The organism is Dietzia cercidiphylli (assembly GCF_039531545.1).
In the GTDB taxonomy this organism is placed as follows: Bacteria; Actinomycetota; Actinomycetes; order Mycobacteriales; family Mycobacteriaceae; genus Dietzia; species Dietzia natronolimnaea.
Map to the genome: position 1 here is coordinate 148275 of NZ_BAAAQG010000002.1, position 15044 is coordinate 163318.

General features: G+C 70.8%; 14 protein-coding genes. All 14 read right to left on the bottom strand.

Annotation, left to right across the window (positions count from 1 at the left end):
• Positions 1–4: 4 nt before the first annotated feature.
• Entirely contained in the window at positions 5–2209 is a 2205-nt protein-coding gene (locus ABD250_RS00725) for a ribonuclease J (RefSeq protein WP_344389948.1), read from the bottom strand.
• Positions 2206–3126 (bottom strand): 4-hydroxy-tetrahydrodipicolinate synthase, encoded by a 921-nt coding sequence (gene dapA, locus ABD250_RS00730; protein WP_182609553.1) that lies wholly within the window; start codon positions 3124–3126, stop codon positions 2206–2208. Before dapA ends, ABD250_RS00725 begins: the two co-directional genes overlap by 4 nt.
• An 85-nt stretch (positions 3127–3211) precedes the next feature.
• Positions 3212–3964: an FAD-dependent thymidylate synthase gene (gene thyX / locus ABD250_RS00735; RefSeq protein WP_179525424.1), complete on the bottom strand. Its 753-nt coding sequence runs from the start codon at positions 3962–3964 to the stop codon at positions 3212–3214.
• Between the two features lie 36 nt (positions 3965–4000).
• Positions 4001–4453 (bottom strand): flavodoxin family protein, encoded by a 453-nt coding sequence (locus tag ABD250_RS00740; protein WP_179525425.1) that lies wholly within the window; start codon positions 4451–4453, stop codon positions 4001–4003.
• The gene (locus ABD250_RS00745) at positions 4450–4929 is read right to left on the bottom strand and encodes a hypothetical protein (protein ID WP_179525426.1); all 480 of its coding nucleotides are present in this window, start codon (positions 4927–4929) and stop codon (positions 4450–4452) included. Before ABD250_RS00745 ends, ABD250_RS00740 begins: the two co-directional genes overlap by 4 nt.
• A gap of 8 nt (positions 4930–4937) precedes the next feature.
• Positions 4938–5687: a 4-hydroxy-tetrahydrodipicolinate reductase gene (gene dapB, locus ABD250_RS00750; RefSeq protein WP_179526256.1), complete on the bottom strand. Its 750-nt coding sequence runs from the start codon at positions 5685–5687 to the stop codon at positions 4938–4940.
• Positions 5688–5721: 34 nt separating this feature from the next.
• Positions 5722–7041, bottom strand: a complete 1320-nt coding sequence (locus tag ABD250_RS00755) for a M16 family metallopeptidase (protein WP_259843950.1) — start codon at positions 7039–7041, stop codon at positions 5722–5724.
• A 98-nt stretch (positions 7042–7139) separates the two neighbouring features.
• Positions 7140–9407, bottom strand: coding sequence for a polyribonucleotide nucleotidyltransferase (locus ABD250_RS00760; RefSeq protein WP_182609303.1), 2268 nt, complete (start codon positions 9405–9407; stop codon positions 7140–7142).
• 336 nt (positions 9408–9743) lie between these two features.
• The gene (rpsO, locus tag ABD250_RS00765) at positions 9744–10013 is read right to left on the bottom strand and encodes a 30S ribosomal protein S15 (protein ID WP_107747462.1); all 270 of its coding nucleotides are present in this window, start codon (positions 10011–10013) and stop codon (positions 9744–9746) included.
• 113 nt (positions 10014–10126) lie between these two features.
• Complete coding sequence (locus ABD250_RS00770) at positions 10127–11104, bottom strand: bifunctional riboflavin kinase/FAD synthetase (RefSeq protein WP_182609304.1); 978 nt, start codon at positions 11102–11104, stop codon at positions 10127–10129.
• Positions 11105–11127: 23 nt separating this feature from the next.
• On the bottom strand, positions 11128–12039 hold the full coding sequence (gene truB / locus ABD250_RS00775; protein WP_179525430.1) for a tRNA pseudouridine(55) synthase TruB: 912 nt from the start codon (positions 12037–12039) through the stop codon (positions 11128–11130).
• 10 nt (positions 12040–12049) lie between these two features.
• Complete coding sequence (locus ABD250_RS00780; RefSeq protein WP_182658981.1) at positions 12050–12757, bottom strand: 4'-phosphopantetheinyl transferase family protein; 708 nt, start codon at positions 12755–12757, stop codon at positions 12050–12052.
• Positions 12754–13680 carry a metallophosphoesterase gene (locus ABD250_RS00785; RefSeq protein WP_182658982.1) on the bottom strand — a complete coding sequence of 309 codons (927 nt, stop codon included), beginning with the start codon at positions 13678–13680 and terminating at the stop codon, positions 12754–12756. The genes ABD250_RS00780 and ABD250_RS00785 overlap by 4 nt, the downstream gene beginning before the upstream one ends.
• Complete coding sequence (locus ABD250_RS00790; RefSeq protein ID WP_182658983.1) at positions 13677–15020, bottom strand: MATE family efflux transporter; 1344 nt, start codon at positions 15018–15020, stop codon at positions 13677–13679. The genes ABD250_RS00785 and ABD250_RS00790 overlap by 4 nt, the downstream gene beginning before the upstream one ends.
• Between the last annotated feature and the right edge of the window lie 24 nt (positions 15021–15044).

Here is a 15044-nt window from a genome sequence, read left to right on the forward strand (position 1 = left end):
GGACTCAGTCCTGCGCTGCCACGGAGGTGATGACGGTGGGCACGATCATGGGCTTGCGACGCCACTTGTCGGAGACCCAGGTGCCCACGGTGCGGCGGACCGCCTGCGCGAGTCGGTAGGGGTCGGTCTCACCCTCCCCTGCCAGGTCCCACAGTGCGTTCTCGACCAGCTCGACGACCGGCGCCAACGCGCCCGGCTCGTCGGTGAATCCCTTGGCGATGATCTGGGGCTTGCTCACCGGTCGACCGGTGCGGGGGTCCACCACCACCGTGGCGACGATGAAGCCGTCCTCGGACAGCGCGGTGCGGTCCGCCAGCACGGTGTCGCCGACGTCGCCGGTGGACAGACCGTCCACGTACAGGTGGCCGACCGGGATCTGACCGACGGTGGTCGCCTTGCCGTCGACGAGGTCCACCACGACGCCGTTCTGTGCGAGCACCACGTTCTCCGCCGGCACGCCGGTCGCGACCGCCAGGGCCCGGTTGGCCCGCAGGTGCCGCCACTCTCCGTGGACGGGCATGGCGTTCTTCGGCCGAACGGCGTTGTAGACGAAGAGCAGCTCGCCCGCGTCCCCGTGTCCGGAGACGTGGATGTTGGCATCGCGGCTGGTCACCACGTTCACGCCCATCTGGGACAGACTGTTCTGCACGCTGAAGACCGGCTCCTCGTTGCCCGGGACGATCGACGAGGAGAACAGGACGGTGTCGCCCTCGGAGAGGTTGATCTGCCGGTGCTCGCGGCGGGCCATCCGGGACAACCCGGCCATCGACTCCCCCTGGGTCCCGGTGGTCATCACGAGGACCTTCTCGGAGGGGAGCTTCGCCGCGGCGTCCATGTCGATCAGAACGCCCTTCGGGTCCGTGAGCAGACCCAGTTCGAGCGCGATCTCCATGTTCCGGATCATGGACCGACCGGTGAGCGCGACCTTCCGGCCGCAGGCCTCGGCGGCCGCGATGACGGACTGCACGCGGTAGACGTTGGAGGCGAAGCAGGCCACCACGACGAGTCTGCGGGCGTCGCTGATGAGCCGCTGGAGAGCGGGGCCGACCTCGGACTCCGAGCGGCTGACTCCCGGGGTGGTGGCGTTGGTGGAGTCCAACAGCAGCAGGTCGATACCCTCGTCGCCGAACCGCGCCATCTTGGCCAGGTCGGTGGGCCGCTTGTCGGTGGGAAGCTGGTCGAGCTTGATGTCGCCCGACATCATCACGGAGTTGCCGCCCGCACGGACGACAACGCCCAGGCACTCGGGGATCGAGTGGTTGACGTCGAAGTAGCGGACCTCGAACGGGCCGAACGAACTCACGCTCGACTCGTCGACCTGCTGGAAGACCGGCTTGATCCGGTGCTCCCGGCACTTGGCCGCCACCAGGGCCAGGGTGAACCTGGATCCCACGACAGGGATGTTCGGGCGCAGTTTGAGAAGGAACGGGATCGCACCGATGTGGTCCTCGTGGGCGTGCGTGAGAACGAGCGCCTCGACCTGGTCGAGTCGGTCCTCGATGTGACCGAAGTCCGGGAGGATCAGGTCGACTCCGGGCTCCGTCGAACTCGGGAACAGGACACCGCAGTCCACGATCAGAAGCTTCGAGTCGTACTCGAAGGTCATCATGTTGCGGCCGATCTCCGTGATCCCGCCGAGCGCGACCAGACGCATCGCACCCTTGCGCGGCTTGGGCGGGCTGGGCAGCCGGACCGTCATGTCCCCGCCCTGCATGGTCTTGACGCCGCCGAACTCGGCGGTGGAGGTGGTCCCGTTACCACGGCCGCGGCCCCGGCCACCACGGCCCCGGCCGCCGCCGTTCTGACCGCCACCCTGGTTGCCGCCGTTCTGGCCGCCGCTGTTCTGACCGCCACCGTTCTGGCCGCCGTCGGAGGACGCTCCGCGCCCGCGACCACGCGAGGCGCCCTTGGGGGCGTCCTGCTTCTGGTCCTGCTGACCCTTGTTCTGCTGGCCCCTGGACTGGCTCCTGCCCTGCTGGCCGCCGCCCTGCCGCTCCTGGCCCTGCTTGTTCTGATCCTGCTTGTTCTGTTCCTGCTTGCCCTGGTCCCGGGCCGGGCGGCCGTCTCCGCCGTTCGCCGCGGGCGCATTCGAGACGGGCGTGGGCTCCGTGAACTGCACGGCGGTCGCGGGTGCGGGCTCGCCGGTGGGGCGGCCGGCAGCGCGGCGGGTCCGGCCGCGTCCGCGGCTGTTGGTCGGGTTCTCCGTCATCTGATGACTCCTGCTCTGTGCAACAGCGACGCCAGTGCGTCCCGTTGCTCGGTGGTCGGTGGTAACTGCGGGAGTCGCGGCACTCCGGCCGGGATCCCGAGAAGTTCTAGTGCTGCTTTGGACATCGACACGCCGCCGAGCGCCCGTTGGGCGTCGAAGAGCGGGAGGAGTCCGAGGTTGATATGTCGCGCGGTGTCGACCTCGCCCGCGAGGAAGGCGCGGCGCAGCTCGACGAGGCGCGCGGCGGCCACGTGGCCGATCACGCTGACGAAACCGCTGGCTCCCACGGCCAGCCACGGGAGGTTGAGTTGGTCGTCGCCCGAGTAGTAGACGAGGTCGCAGTGGGACATCACCGTGACCGCGTCGTGGAAGTCGCCCTTGGCATCCTTGACGGCGACGATGTTCGGGTGGGACGACAGTCCGATGAGCGTCTCCGCCTGGATCGGGACCACTGACCGCGGTGGGATGTCGTAGAGCATCACCGGTCGGTCGGTGGCGTCGGCGATCGCCCGGAAGTGGGCGTCGAGTCCGGCCTGGGTGGGTTTGGAGTAGTACGGGGTCACCACGAGCATGCCGTGGGCACCGACGGACGCCGCCTGGCGCGCGAGGTGCACGGAATGTGCGGTGTCGTATGTCCCGACTCCGGCCACCACCGTCGCCCTGTCCCCCACCGCGGCCAGAACGGCCTCGAGAACCGCGATCTTCTCCGCGTCCGTGGTGGTGGGCGACTCTCCCGTGGTCCCGGACACGACGAGACCGTCGCACCCCGACTCCACGAGGTGTTCCGCGACACGTGCGACGGCCTTCAGGTCGACGTAACCGTCGGACCCGAACGGGGTGACCATCGCCGTGAGCACCGTGCCGAACGGCGTGGGGCGTCCGGGTCGGGTGGGGGCCGGCCGACCGTCTGCCGACATCGGGCCCCCAGTGGTCACGTGTGTCATGGCCTCCCAGACTACCCGCAGACCACGGGAAGTCCCGATTCCGACCCGGTGAACCGGTTCATCCCTCCAGGACGTAGGGGCTCACCGCGATCTCGGAGCCGTCCTCCAGCGAGGTGATCTCGAAATCGGAGAACACCGCCGGCGCCGCTTGTCGCAACTGACGCAGGACGTCGATCGCCAGTCCTCGGATCTCGGTGTCCGCGTGCTCGGTCGCCCGCATTCCGATGAAGTGCCGCCACGACCTGTAGTTGCCGGTCACCACGATGCGGGTCTCGGTGGCGTTGGGCAGGACCGACCGCGCGGCCTGCCGGGCCTGCTTGTGACGCAGCATCGGGTTGGGGACGTCGGCGAACCTCTCCTCGAGCTTGGCGAGCATCTCCGCGTAGGCCTCCCGCGACGCGTCGGTGGCGCGGCGGAAGATCTCCACCAGCTCCGGGTCGTCGGCGATCGCGGGCGGGGGCACCACCTTGGAATCATGCTCCGGGACGAACCGCTGCGACAGCTGGCTGTAGGAGAAGTGGCGGTGCCTGATGAGCTCGTGGGTGCACGACCTGGAGATACCGGTGATGTAGAACGTCACGCTCGCGTGCTCGAACACCGAGAGGTGCCCCACCTCGAGGATGTGCCTCAGGTACCCGGCGTTCGACGCGGTGCGCGGGTTGGGTTTGTCCCAGCTCTGGTAGCAGGCGCGGCCGGCGAACTCGGCCAGGGCGGAGCCGCCGTCCGCATCCGTCTCCCAACCGATCTCGTCGGGTGGGGTGAACGCGGTGTGCGCGACCATGCGGACCTGCCGCCGGACGAGCTCGGACATGGTGGGACTCCCTCTTGTGTCGTGTCGCCCGGCGGGTCAGCCGAGAAGGTGTGCGGCGACCGTCGCGGCGACCTCGGACGCGGTGTCGAGTTCCTCACGACCGGGCTCGCCGGTGAGCTGTAGGGCCGGGGCGACCTGGCGGAGGTCCCACCCGGTGGTGATCCGTTCGACCGAGGCCACCGCCCCGGAGGTGTCGTTGTCCCCGTGCACGCAGAGGGCGTAGGGCCGACCGGCCACCGCACCCTCGCAGGTGTAGTACGTGCGGTCGAAGAAGTGCTTGAGTGCACCGGACATGTAGCCGAAGTTGGCCGGGGTGAGCAGGACGTAGCCGTCCGCACGGAGAACGTGGTCGTCGGTGGTCGCAAGTGCGGGCACTGATTCGACCTCGATGCCCTCGAGGTCGGGATGGGCCAGACCCCTCTCCAGTGCCTCCAGGATTCGTCGGAGCCTGGGGGACGGAGCGTGGTGGACCACGAGGACGGTGCTCATCGCGGATCCCCGGTCCCGGAGGACTCCGCCTCCCGCAGGGCGATGGCCGCCCGCATCACCTCACGGGCACGGAGGCGGTCGCCCGCGTGGTCGTAGGCGCGGGCCAACCGGTAGTTGGTACGCCAGTCGTCCGGAGACGCCTGGTACTCCGCACTGACGCGGTCGAACAGCTCATCGGCGGCGGCGTGCTCGAGTCGCCCGGACGGGCGGTGGTCCAGGTCGGAGACATCGAGTTCGATCCCCTCCTGGGCTGCCGCGGCGGAGATCCGCTGGAGTTCGAATCCGTTCCGCAGGATCGCCCACATCGCCCACGCCCCGACGACGGTGAGCAGGACGATCCCGACGCCCAGTCCACGCATGGCGAGGTACTCGGACCGGCTGATCATGGACCACCCGAGGTAGAGCAGGTAACCGAACGCCACCACCAGACCCACCGCCGTGAGGGCCATGACCAGCGGCTTGACGACTCTGTCCACGGGCCGGCCTACAGATCCATGAAGGCGTCGAGCCCAACGGTGAGTCCCGGAGCGCCCGCGATCGACCGTACGCCCAGGAGCACACCGGGCGCGAAGGAGGAGCGATCGAGGGAATCGTGCCTGATGGTCAGGGTCTCCCCCTGTGTACCCAGGAGGACCTCCTGGTGCGCGATCAGGCCGGTCACGCGGACCGAGTGCACCCTCACCCCGCCGACATCTGCGCCCCGCGCCCCCTCCAGCTCGGTGGAGGTGGCGTCCGGGGAGGGCCCCATCCCTGCCGCGGCGCGGGCGGCGGCCATCATCTCCGCCGTGCGGTGTGCCGTACCCGAGGGTGCGTCGGCCTTGTTCGGGTGGTGCAGTTCCACGATCTCGGCCGAGGGGAAATACCTCGCCGCCTGGACCGCGAAGCGCATCATGAGGATGGCTCCGATCGCGAAGTTGGGTGCCACGAGCACCCCGGTATCCGGGTGGGACGCGAGCAGTCCGCGCAGTGTCTCCAACCGCTCGTCGGTGAAGCCGGTCGTGCCGACCACGGCGTGGATGCCGTGTGTGATGCAGTAGTCGAGGTTGTCCATCACCACGTCGGGGTGCGTGAAGTCCACGACCACCTCCGCGCCGGCGTCGGTGAGCATCTGCAGCCGGTCGCCCTGGTCCACCTCGGCGACGAGTTCCATGTCCTCCGCCGCGCGAACCGCCTCGCAGATCGCCGTGCCCACCTTGCCGCGTGCACCGAGCACTCCGACCTTCGTCACCGTCATCGTCTCCTCATCGGTCGTCACACCGCTCACCAGCCTATCCGCCCACGCCGGCGAGCAGATCAGCCGCGCCGCCGGCATCGGGCATGCCCGGCCCGACGGCCGCCAGACACCAGGGCGCGGTCTCGCCCGTCCAGTAGTCCGCCACGTCGTCGCGGTGCACGGTGCGGAGCCGGTGGAGCGACTCCCCGACGGTCACCACAGTGTCGCGGTCCAGCAGGTGGCGGCCGATCCGCGTCATCCGCGACAGTGGGTCGTCCAGCCCGAGCCTGATCGATCCGGTGAGGTGCCCGATCGCGCGGTCGACCTCGTCGCCGGACGGGGGATCGTTCACCATCCCGGCGACGACCTCGGCCAGCGCACCGCTGAGGGCGTCCACCCGCCCGACGGGGCTGCCGGCGACGACCGAGACGAGTCCGGTCGCACGGAACTGGTCCATCGACGCGTACACGGTGTAGGCCAGCCCGAGCTCCTCGCGGACCCGCTGGAACAGTCGGGAACTCAGTCCACCGCCGAGCACCGCGGTCGCGACCTGTGCCGCGGCGCGGTCCCGGTGATCGCGGGACGGTGTCCTCCGTGCCAGAGCCAGGAGCACCTGCTCGGAGTCGTCGTCCTCCCCCACCAGAACCGACGACGGGGCCCAGCCCGGGTGCCCGGCCGCCTGGCCGGAGGTGGGTGCGGCGGCCCCGACCGTCGCGGCTCCCGCCGGGCCCTCGGCGACCACGGCGGCCAGCGGGCCGTCGGCGATGCGTCTGACCAGCTCCTCGTGGTCGATGCGCCCGGCCGCGGCCACCACGACGTCACCCGCACGGAGGACCCTGCGGTGGAACGATCGCAGCGTCTGCGCGTCCAGGGCCACCACCGACTCCTCGGTCCCGATGATCGGGCGAGCCAGCGGGTCATCACCCAACACGGCTCCGGTGGCGAGTTCGCAGGCGAGGTCCTCCGGGTCGTCGGCCCGGCCCGCGAGCTCGTCGAGCACCACGTCCCGCTCGATCTCCACGTCCTCCGGGTCACACGACCCGCGTGCCACCACGTCCACCAGTACGTCCACGGCCGTCGCCAGGCCCTCCGCCGGGACGTGGACGTGGTAGCAGGTGTGCTCCCGGCCCGTGTAGGCGTTGAGGTCACCCCCGAGGAGATCGATGCGCTCGGACAGTTCGAGTCCCGAGGCCGTGGCGGTCCGCTTGAACAGGACGTGCTCGAGGAAGTGCGCGGCACCGTGTTCCTCGGGGGCCTCGTCGGCGGAACCCGCCGCGATCCACACCCCGACCGCCGCGGTGTGGCACCACGGCAGGTTCTCGGTGACCACCCGGAGCCCCGGGATCGATCTGTCCACCCTGATCGTCGGATCCACGGCGACCCTCCCTTCCAGCGATACGAGGCACGCACCCCGCGCTCCGGGGTGCGTGCCTCGTGAGGTGCCGGGGTGCGCGTTCCCGCCCCGGCGGTGTATCAGTTGTCGTCGCCCTCGGCGTCGGCAGGCGATGCCGCCGCGGCGGACTCGTCGCCGACGGGCACGAGGCTGATCTTGCCGCGGTTGTCGATGTCCGCGATCTCGACCTGCATCTTGTCGCCCACGTTCACGACGTCCTCGACCTTGCCGACCCGCTTGCCCTGGCCCAGCTTGGAGATGTGCACCAGGCCGTCGCGGCCGGGCAGCAGCGAGAGGAAGGCGCCGAACGGGGCGGTCTTGACGACCGTGCCGAGGAACCGCTCGCCGACCTTGGGCAGCTGCGGGTTGGCGATGGCGTTGATCTTGTCGATCGCGGCCTGCGCGGACTCGCCGTCCGTGGCCCCGATGTACACGGTGCCGTCGTCCTCGATCGAGACGGACGCGCCGGTCTCCTCGGTGATCGAGTTGATCATCTTGCCCTTGGGCCCGATGACCTCACCGATCTTGTCGACCGGGACCTTGATCGCGATGATGCGGGGCGCGAACGGGCTGAGCTCGTCCGGCTCGTCGATCGCCTCGGCCATCACGTCGAGGATGGTCAGCCGGGCCTCGCGGGCCTGGGTGAGCGCGCCGGCCAGGACCTCGGACGGGATGCCGTCGAGCTTGGTGTCGAGCTGCAGCGCGGTGACGAACATGCCCGTGCCGGCGACCTTGAAGTCCATGTCGCCGAACGCGTCCTCGGCACCGAGGATGTCGGTGAGGGCCACGTAGCGGGTCTCACCGTCGACCTCGTCGGAGACCAGGCCCATCGCGATACCCGCGACGGGGGCCTTGAGCGGCACACCGGCGTTGAGCAGCGACAGGGTGGAGGCGCAGACGGACCCCATCGAGGTGGAGCCGTTGGAGCTGAGCGCCTCGGAGACCTGCCGGATCGCGTACGGGAACTCCTCGACGCTCGGCAGGACCGGCATGAGCGCACGCTCGGCGAGCGCCCCGTGGCCGATCTCACGACGCTTGGGCGACCCCACGCGACCGGTCTCGCCGGTGGAGTACGGCGGGAAGTTGTAGTGGTGCATGTAGCGCTTGCTGGTCTCCGGACCGAGCGAGTCGATCTGCTGGGCCATCTTGACCATGTCGAGCGTGGTGACCCCGAGGATCTGGGTCTCACCCCGCTCGAACAGGGCGGAACCGTGGGCCCGTGGGATGACCTCGACCTCGGCGGACAACGCGCGGATGTCCCTGATGCCGCGGCCGTCGATGCGGAAGTGGTCCGTGAGAATCCGCTTCCGGACGATCTTCTTGGTGAGCGACTTGAACGCGGCACCGAGCTCCCCGACCCGACCGGAGAACCGCTCCGAGAGCGAGTCGAGCACCTCGGCCTTGAGCTGGTCGGTCGCCCCGTCGCGCTCCTGCTTGTCCGCGATCGACATGATCTCACCGAGCTTGGCCTCGGCCACCTCGGAGACCGCGGTGAACGCGTCCTCCTGGTAGGGCGGGAAGAGCGGGAACTCCCGGGCCTCGGACGGGGCCGCGGTGGCCAGTGCCTGCTGCGCGGCGCACAGCTCGGAGATGAACGGCTTGGCCGCCTCGAGACCCTGCGCCACGACGTCCTCGGTGGGAGCCTGCGCGCCACCCGCGATCTTCTCGATGACGGTGTCGGTGGCCTCGGCCTCGACCATCATGATGGCGACGTCGGCGGTATCACCGGAGCCCACGACGCGACCGGCCACGACCATGTCGAAGACCGCCTCGGAGAGCTGCTCGACGGTGGGGAAGGCGACCCACTGCCCCTCGGGGCGGGCGGCGGTGGGGATGAGCGCGATCCGCACGCCTCCGACCGGACCCGAGAACGGGAGGCCGGACAGCTGCGTGGAGGCGGACGCGGCGTTGATCGCCACGACGTCGTAGAGGTCCTTGGGGTCCAGGCTCATGATGGTCACCACGACCTGGACCTCGTTGCGGACCCCGTCCGCGAAGGTGGGGCGCAGCGGACGGTCGATGAGGCGACACGTGAGGATGGCGTCGGTACTCGGCCGACCCTCGCGGCGGAAGAACGAGCCCGGGATGCGACCCGCGGCGTACATCCGCTCCTCGACGTCCACCGTCAGGGGGAAGAAGTCGAAGTGCTCCTTGGGGTGCTTGCCCGCCGTGGTGGCGGACAGCATCATGGTGTCGTCGTCGAGGTACGCGACGACGGCCCCGGCGGCCTGCTTGGCAAGGCGTCCGGTCTCGAATCGCACCTCGCGGCGACCGAAGTCGCCGTTGTCGATGGTCGCGACGGTCTCGAAGACACCGTCTTCGACCTCGACGGCCGTGATCTCTGGCATGTGTAGTCCTGTCCTGTCGGTGACTGGGGGCCTCACGGCGGAGACGTCTCCGCCGGGCCCGCCGGGTCACACGTCAGGGAATCCCGGTTCGACTTCGGTCTTCGATCGAAGCGGCCGGAACCGGCGCCCCGTCCCGGGGCACCCGCGGTTCCGGCAGCCACTACCGAGGACCGTCAATCGGACCTGTCGACACCCGGTACGTGCGCACCGGCCGTGATCAGGCTACCAGGGACAACACCCCGGGTCACCGGGGGACGCGCGGACACCGCCCCCGTACAGCACTGTTCCCCGCCCTCTTCGAGGACGGGGAACAGTGGGGGTGCGGGCGGGGTCCGCTCAGCGACGCAGGCCGAGGCGCTCGATGAGCGAGCGGTAGCGCGCGATGTCGACCTTGGCGATGTACTTGAGGAGACGACGACGACGGCCGACCATCAGGAGCAGACCGCGACGCGAGTGGTGGTCATGCTGGTGGCTCTTGAGGTGCTCGGTCAGCTGGCTGATCCGCTTGGTGAGCAGCGCGACCTGGGCCTCGGGCGAACCGGTGTCGGTCTCGTGGATCCCGTACTCGGCCAGTACGGCCTTCTTCTCTTCGGTGGTCATCGCCATGGGTGTCTCCTGGTTGTTCCAGTCCGCGAAAATGAATGACCCCGCCGCCGCGGACCGCAGGAGGGCCGACAGGAGACGTTACCAGTGGAGGGCACCGGCGCCCCAATCGATGATCAGCGGCGGTCGGCGCCGGCGTCGAGAACGGCCCTGGTCCTGGCGACGTCCCGGTCCATGGCCACGAGGAGCTCGTCGACCGAGGAGAACTTCTCCATGTCACGGACGTGGTCGACGAAGTCGACGGCCGCCACCCGCCCGTAGAGGTCCGCCGACTCGTCCAGGACGAACGCCTCGACGCTGCGCGCCGCGTCCCCGAACGTCGGATTGGTCCCCACGGAGATCGCGGCCGGGTAGCGCCGACCGGGCTGGATCGACCCGTCTACCTCGTGATCGTCGAGGAGGGCGAACCACCCCGCGTAGACGCCGTCGACGGGCACTGCCGTGTACTCCGGCAGATCCAGGTTGGCCGTCGGGTACCCGAGGTCGCGTCCACCACGCCCGGCTCCGTGCACGACGATCCCGGACACGCGATGGGGACGGCCGAGGATCGCGGCCGCGCCGGCGACGTCGGACTCCGCGAGCAGACGCCGGATCCGGGAGGAGGACACCGGCTCCCCCCCGGATTCCAGCAGATCCATCACCCGGACGTCGATGCCCCGCTCGGCGCCCAGCTCGCGCAGCGTCTCCGGGGTACCCGCCGCGCGTCGGCCGAACGAGAAGTTGCTGCCCACGGTGACGGAGCGGCTCCGCAACCCCCGCACCAGCACGCGGTCGATGAACTCGTCGGGTTCCCACGAGGCCATGTCGGTGTCGAAGGGCAGGGCGAAGACGGCATGGACCCCGAGGTCGCCGGCCAGTTCGGCGCGTCGCTCCAGGGGGGTGAGCACGAGCGGATGCGTACCGGGTCTGATCACCTCGACGGGGTGCGGGTCGAACGTCACCAGCACCGGGCTCGCCCCCGACTCGCGTCCGGTACCCACCGCGTGCTCCACCAGACCCCGGTGACCTCGATGGAGTCCGTCGAACACCCCGAGTGCGACGGAGGTCCCGCCGTCGGGGATCACGATCTCGTCGAACGTCCGCCACAGCTGCACGGCGACCACCTTACGCCCGGGTCTCACAGGCCCGCCGGGCGCATGACCACGACCGGAGCCGCGCGCTGCCCGGACTCGGAGACCAGGGCGGCGACCCGTCCGTCCGGTCCCACGGCGGCGACCACCCCGGCGTCGCCGCGGGCCGCCAGCCACCGTCCGTGTCGCAACCCCTCGGCCTCGTCCGCGTCGACGTCCCGGCGGGGGAAGGCGGTCAGCGCGGCGGCGTCGAGGTCCAGGGACAACCGTGGATCCTCCTCGAGTTCCCCGAGTGTCCGGGCGACGTCCAGTCCGAACGGGCCGACGCACGTGCGCCGCAGCGCGGTGAGATGACCCCCCACGCCGAGCGCGGCACCGAGGTCGCGCGCCAGCGCCCGGATGTAGGTGCCGGTCGAACAGTCGACGACGACGACGAGGTCCACCACCTCCCCGGAGCGCGTGCGCTCGAGGACCTCGAATCGCGACACGGTCACCGTCCGCGCGTCGAGCCGGACGTCCTCCCCGGCCCGCACCCGGTCGTAGGCGCGTCGACCGTCCACCTTGATCGCGCTCACCGAGGACGGGACCTGGTCGATCTCCCCGGTCAGCGCGGCGACCCCGGCGTCGATCGCCGCGTCGGTCACGGCGGAGGCGTCGACCCGCGCGGTGGTCTCGCCCTCCGCGTCGTCGGTGGTGGTGGTCTCGCCGAGCCGGATGGTGGCCTCATAGGTCTTGGTCTCCAGCGCGAGCAGGCCCAGGAGCTTGGTGGCCCTCTCGATCCCCACCACCAGGACGCCGGTCGCCATCGGGTCGAGGGTGCCGGCGTGCCCCACCTTGCGGGTGCCGAAGTACCGGCGCAGTCTCCCGACGACGTCGTGGCTGGTCATGCCGCCCGGTTTGTCCACGACGACGAGTCCCGGGGCGGGGGCGGGGCGGGGGTCGGGTCTGCGCGGGGTCACGCCGGACACGCTATCCCCCACCGCCCGGACGCAGCACGATCGCCGAGGCGACGTAGCCGTCCCGCACCGCCCACCGACCGTGGAGCTCCACCAGGTCGGGCCCGCCGTCCGCGGCCCGCGGGTCGACGAGGATCCGCGACCTCAGCACGCCAGAGGAGGACGCGCCGTCGACCTCCGTGGGTGTGAGCGTGATGTGGGCGTCGGAGAAGCCCAGCCACCGCCGCGTGAGCGGGTACCACGCCTTGTAGGTGGCCTCCTTGGCCGTGAACAGCAGGCGGTCCCAGTGGACCGCCCCCTGATCCCCGCGGGCCGCGCGCACCCACGCCGCCTCCTCGGGCAACGAGACCGCCTCGAGCACCCCCTCCGACAGCGGCCCGTGAGGTTCGACGTCGAGTCCGAGCGACCGGACCCGCTCGGCCGACGCCACCGCCGCCGCCCGCAGACCGCCGGTGTGGGTGAGCGTGCCCACCACACCCGGGGGCCAGACCGGCATCCCCCTGCCACCCCGGGTGATCGGCCCGGGGGGCACGCCCAGGCGGCTCATCGCCTCGCGCGCACAGGCCCGCGCCGCGGCGAACTCGATCCGGCGGCTCTCCACCGCCCTGCCGATCTGCTCGACCTCGACGGGGTACATGGCGGCCAGCGCCGCCGAATCGGTCATGCCGAGTTCGTCGAACGCCACGGCCACCACGTCGTCCGGCAGTACGTCCCTGATCACCGTTCCTCCTCCAGGTCGGGTCCGTCCTCACCGGGCCGGGCGATCCTCGGCAACCCGTCCCGGTCCCGGATCCACCTCACCTGGGGGTGGTCGGGGACGGGGAGGATCTGACGGGCGAGTGGGTCGGGGCGGCCGCGGGCCGCCCACTCGCGCGGGTACCCCAGCGAGACCTCCTCGAACCGGACCGAGTCGTGGACGGTGGTGCGCGGGATGTGCAGGTGCCCGTAGACGCTCGCCGTGGCCCGGTAGCGGCGGTGCCAGTCCGCTGTCTGGTCGGTGCCGCACCACAGCGCGAAATCGGGATGCCGCAGGACCTCGGTGGGCGCGCGCAGCAGGGGCCAGTGGTTCACCAACACGGTGGGGTGCGCCGGGTCCAGGGCCGCCAGTCTGGTGGTCGTGGCCACCAGCCGGGCGGCACACCAGGCGGCGGCGTCCGGGTACGGGGCGGGATCGATGAGGAACTCGTCGGACGCCACCACCCGTCGCTCCCTCGCCCCCGCGAGTGCCGATGCCCGGGACTGGCCGGGTGAGCGGGTCCACGAGTAGTCGTAGAGCAGGAACATCGGCACGACCCACGCCGGGCCTCCCGGACCGGTCCACAGCGGGTAGGGGTCCTCGGGGGTGTCCACCCCGATCGAGCGGCAGGCGTCCACCAGGCGGTCGTACTTGGTGGTGGAGGTGATCCCGTCGTCGTCGGAGGCGATCCACAACTCGTGGTTCCCCGGTACCCAGATCACCCGCTCGAACCGGTCGGCCAGGCGTTCCAGCGCGCCGACCACGTGGTCGGTCTTCTCCGCCACGTCTCCGGCCACGATCAGCCAGTCCCCCGGATGTACGGGCCGGATGTCGTCGATGACGTGCGCGTTGCCCCGGTGCCCGACGTGCAGGTCGGACACCGCGCGCAGACTCGGTCGGCCCGTCACGCCGGGGCCCCCTCGGGGGCCCGACGGACCGGGGTCTCCGCGCCCAGGACCACCCAGCGGTCACCGCGGACCCGTACGACGACCGCGATGAGTCGCATCGCCACGAACACGCCCATCCCCCACCAGATGCCGGCGAGTCCCCACCCGAAGTGTCTCGTCGCCAGGAGTACCGGGAGGAAGCCGACGAGAGCCGCGACGACCGTGCTGGTGCGGAGGTACGCGGCATCCCCCGCGCCCAGGAGCACTCCGTCGAGCCCGAACACCAGGGCGGCCGGGACCACCACGATCGCCATCCCGGTCAACGCCACGACGAGTCGGCCCGCGACCTCGGCGTCACCGGACAGGAGGGTCGCCATCGGCGAGCGGAAGAGCACCGTGACCACCGCGAGCCCGACACCCAGGCCCACCGACCACACGACCACCGCACGGGCCAGAGCTCGGCCGTGGGCGGCCAGCCCGGCACCCAACGCCGCACCGACGAGCGACTGCGCCGCGATCGCGACCGAATCGAGGACGAGGGTGTACAGAGCCCACAGCTGCTGGGCCAGGTGGTGCGCGGCGAGCGAGTCGACACCCGCCGCCGCGGCGGCCGTGGTGGCCACCGCGAAGGTCACCTGGAAGGACGCGGTGCGGATGACCAGGTCCACCCCGAGACGGAGCTGGTGGGTGATCACGGTCCACCTCGGACGCAGGGAGCCTCGGTGTTCCATCACCAGTGCGCCGAGGAATCCACCGGCCATGATCACCTGGCCCGCCAGGTTGGACCAGGCGCTCCCCACCAACCCCAGAGCGGGCGCGGGCCCGAGACCGGGCACCAGGACCACACAGCCGACGGTGGAGACACCGATCCCCGCCGCCACCAGGACCAGAGGGGTCCTGAATCGCTGCACCCCCCGCATCCACCCGTGTCCGGCGGACGCGACCAGGATGCACGGGATCCCCCACACCGCCACCCTCAGCCAGTCCGCGGCGCCCGCCGCCACCTCGGCATCGGCGGCCAGGACGCGCGTCAGCGGCCCCAGCGACGCGTGCACGCCCGCCACCACGACCACACCCACCGACAGCGCGATCCAGGTCGCCTGCACCCCCTCGGCCACGGCCTCGGGACGTCGCCCGGCTCCGTGCAGTCGGGCCGCCCGGGCGGTCGTGCCGTACGAGAGGAAGTTCATCTGGGTCCCGAGCACCAGCAGGACGAGCGCGCCGACCCCGAGCGCCGCGAGATCCTCCGGGCCCTGCCGGCCCACGACGATTCCGTCGACGAGCAGGTAGATCGGCTCTGCCGCCAACACCGGAAGCACCGGCAGCGCGATCGACCACAGGCGGCGCCCGATCTCACCCACTCCGACGTCCGGAGCAGTGGACCG

What these genes read in the sequence shown, in the direction of transcription:
- ABD250_RS00725 (WP_344389948.1), bottom strand. Translation starts at nt 2,209, where the DNA reads ATGACGGAGAACCCGACCAACAGCCGCGGACGCGGCCGGACCCGCCGC.
- dapA (WP_182609553.1), bottom strand. Translation starts at nt 3,126, where the DNA reads ATGTCGGCAGACGGTCGGCCGGCCCCCACCCGACCCGGACGCCCCACG.
- thyX (WP_179525424.1), bottom strand. Translation starts at nt 3,964, where the DNA reads ATGTCCGAGCTCGTCCGGCGGCAGGTCCGCATGGTCGCGCACACCGCG.
- ABD250_RS00740 (WP_179525425.1), bottom strand. Translation starts at nt 4,453, where the DNA reads ATGAGCACCGTCCTCGTGGTCCACCACGCTCCGTCCCCCAGGCTCCGA.
- dapB (WP_179526256.1), bottom strand. Translation starts at nt 5,687, where the DNA reads ATGACGGTGACGAAGGTCGGAGTGCTCGGTGCACGCGGCAAGGTGGGC.
- ABD250_RS00760 (WP_182609303.1), bottom strand. Translation starts at nt 9,407, where the DNA reads ATGCCAGAGATCACGGCCGTCGAGGTCGAAGACGGTGTCTTCGAGACC.
- rpsO (WP_107747462.1), bottom strand. Translation starts at nt 10,013, where the DNA reads ATGGCGATGACCACCGAAGAGAAGAAGGCCGTACTGGCCGAGTACGGG.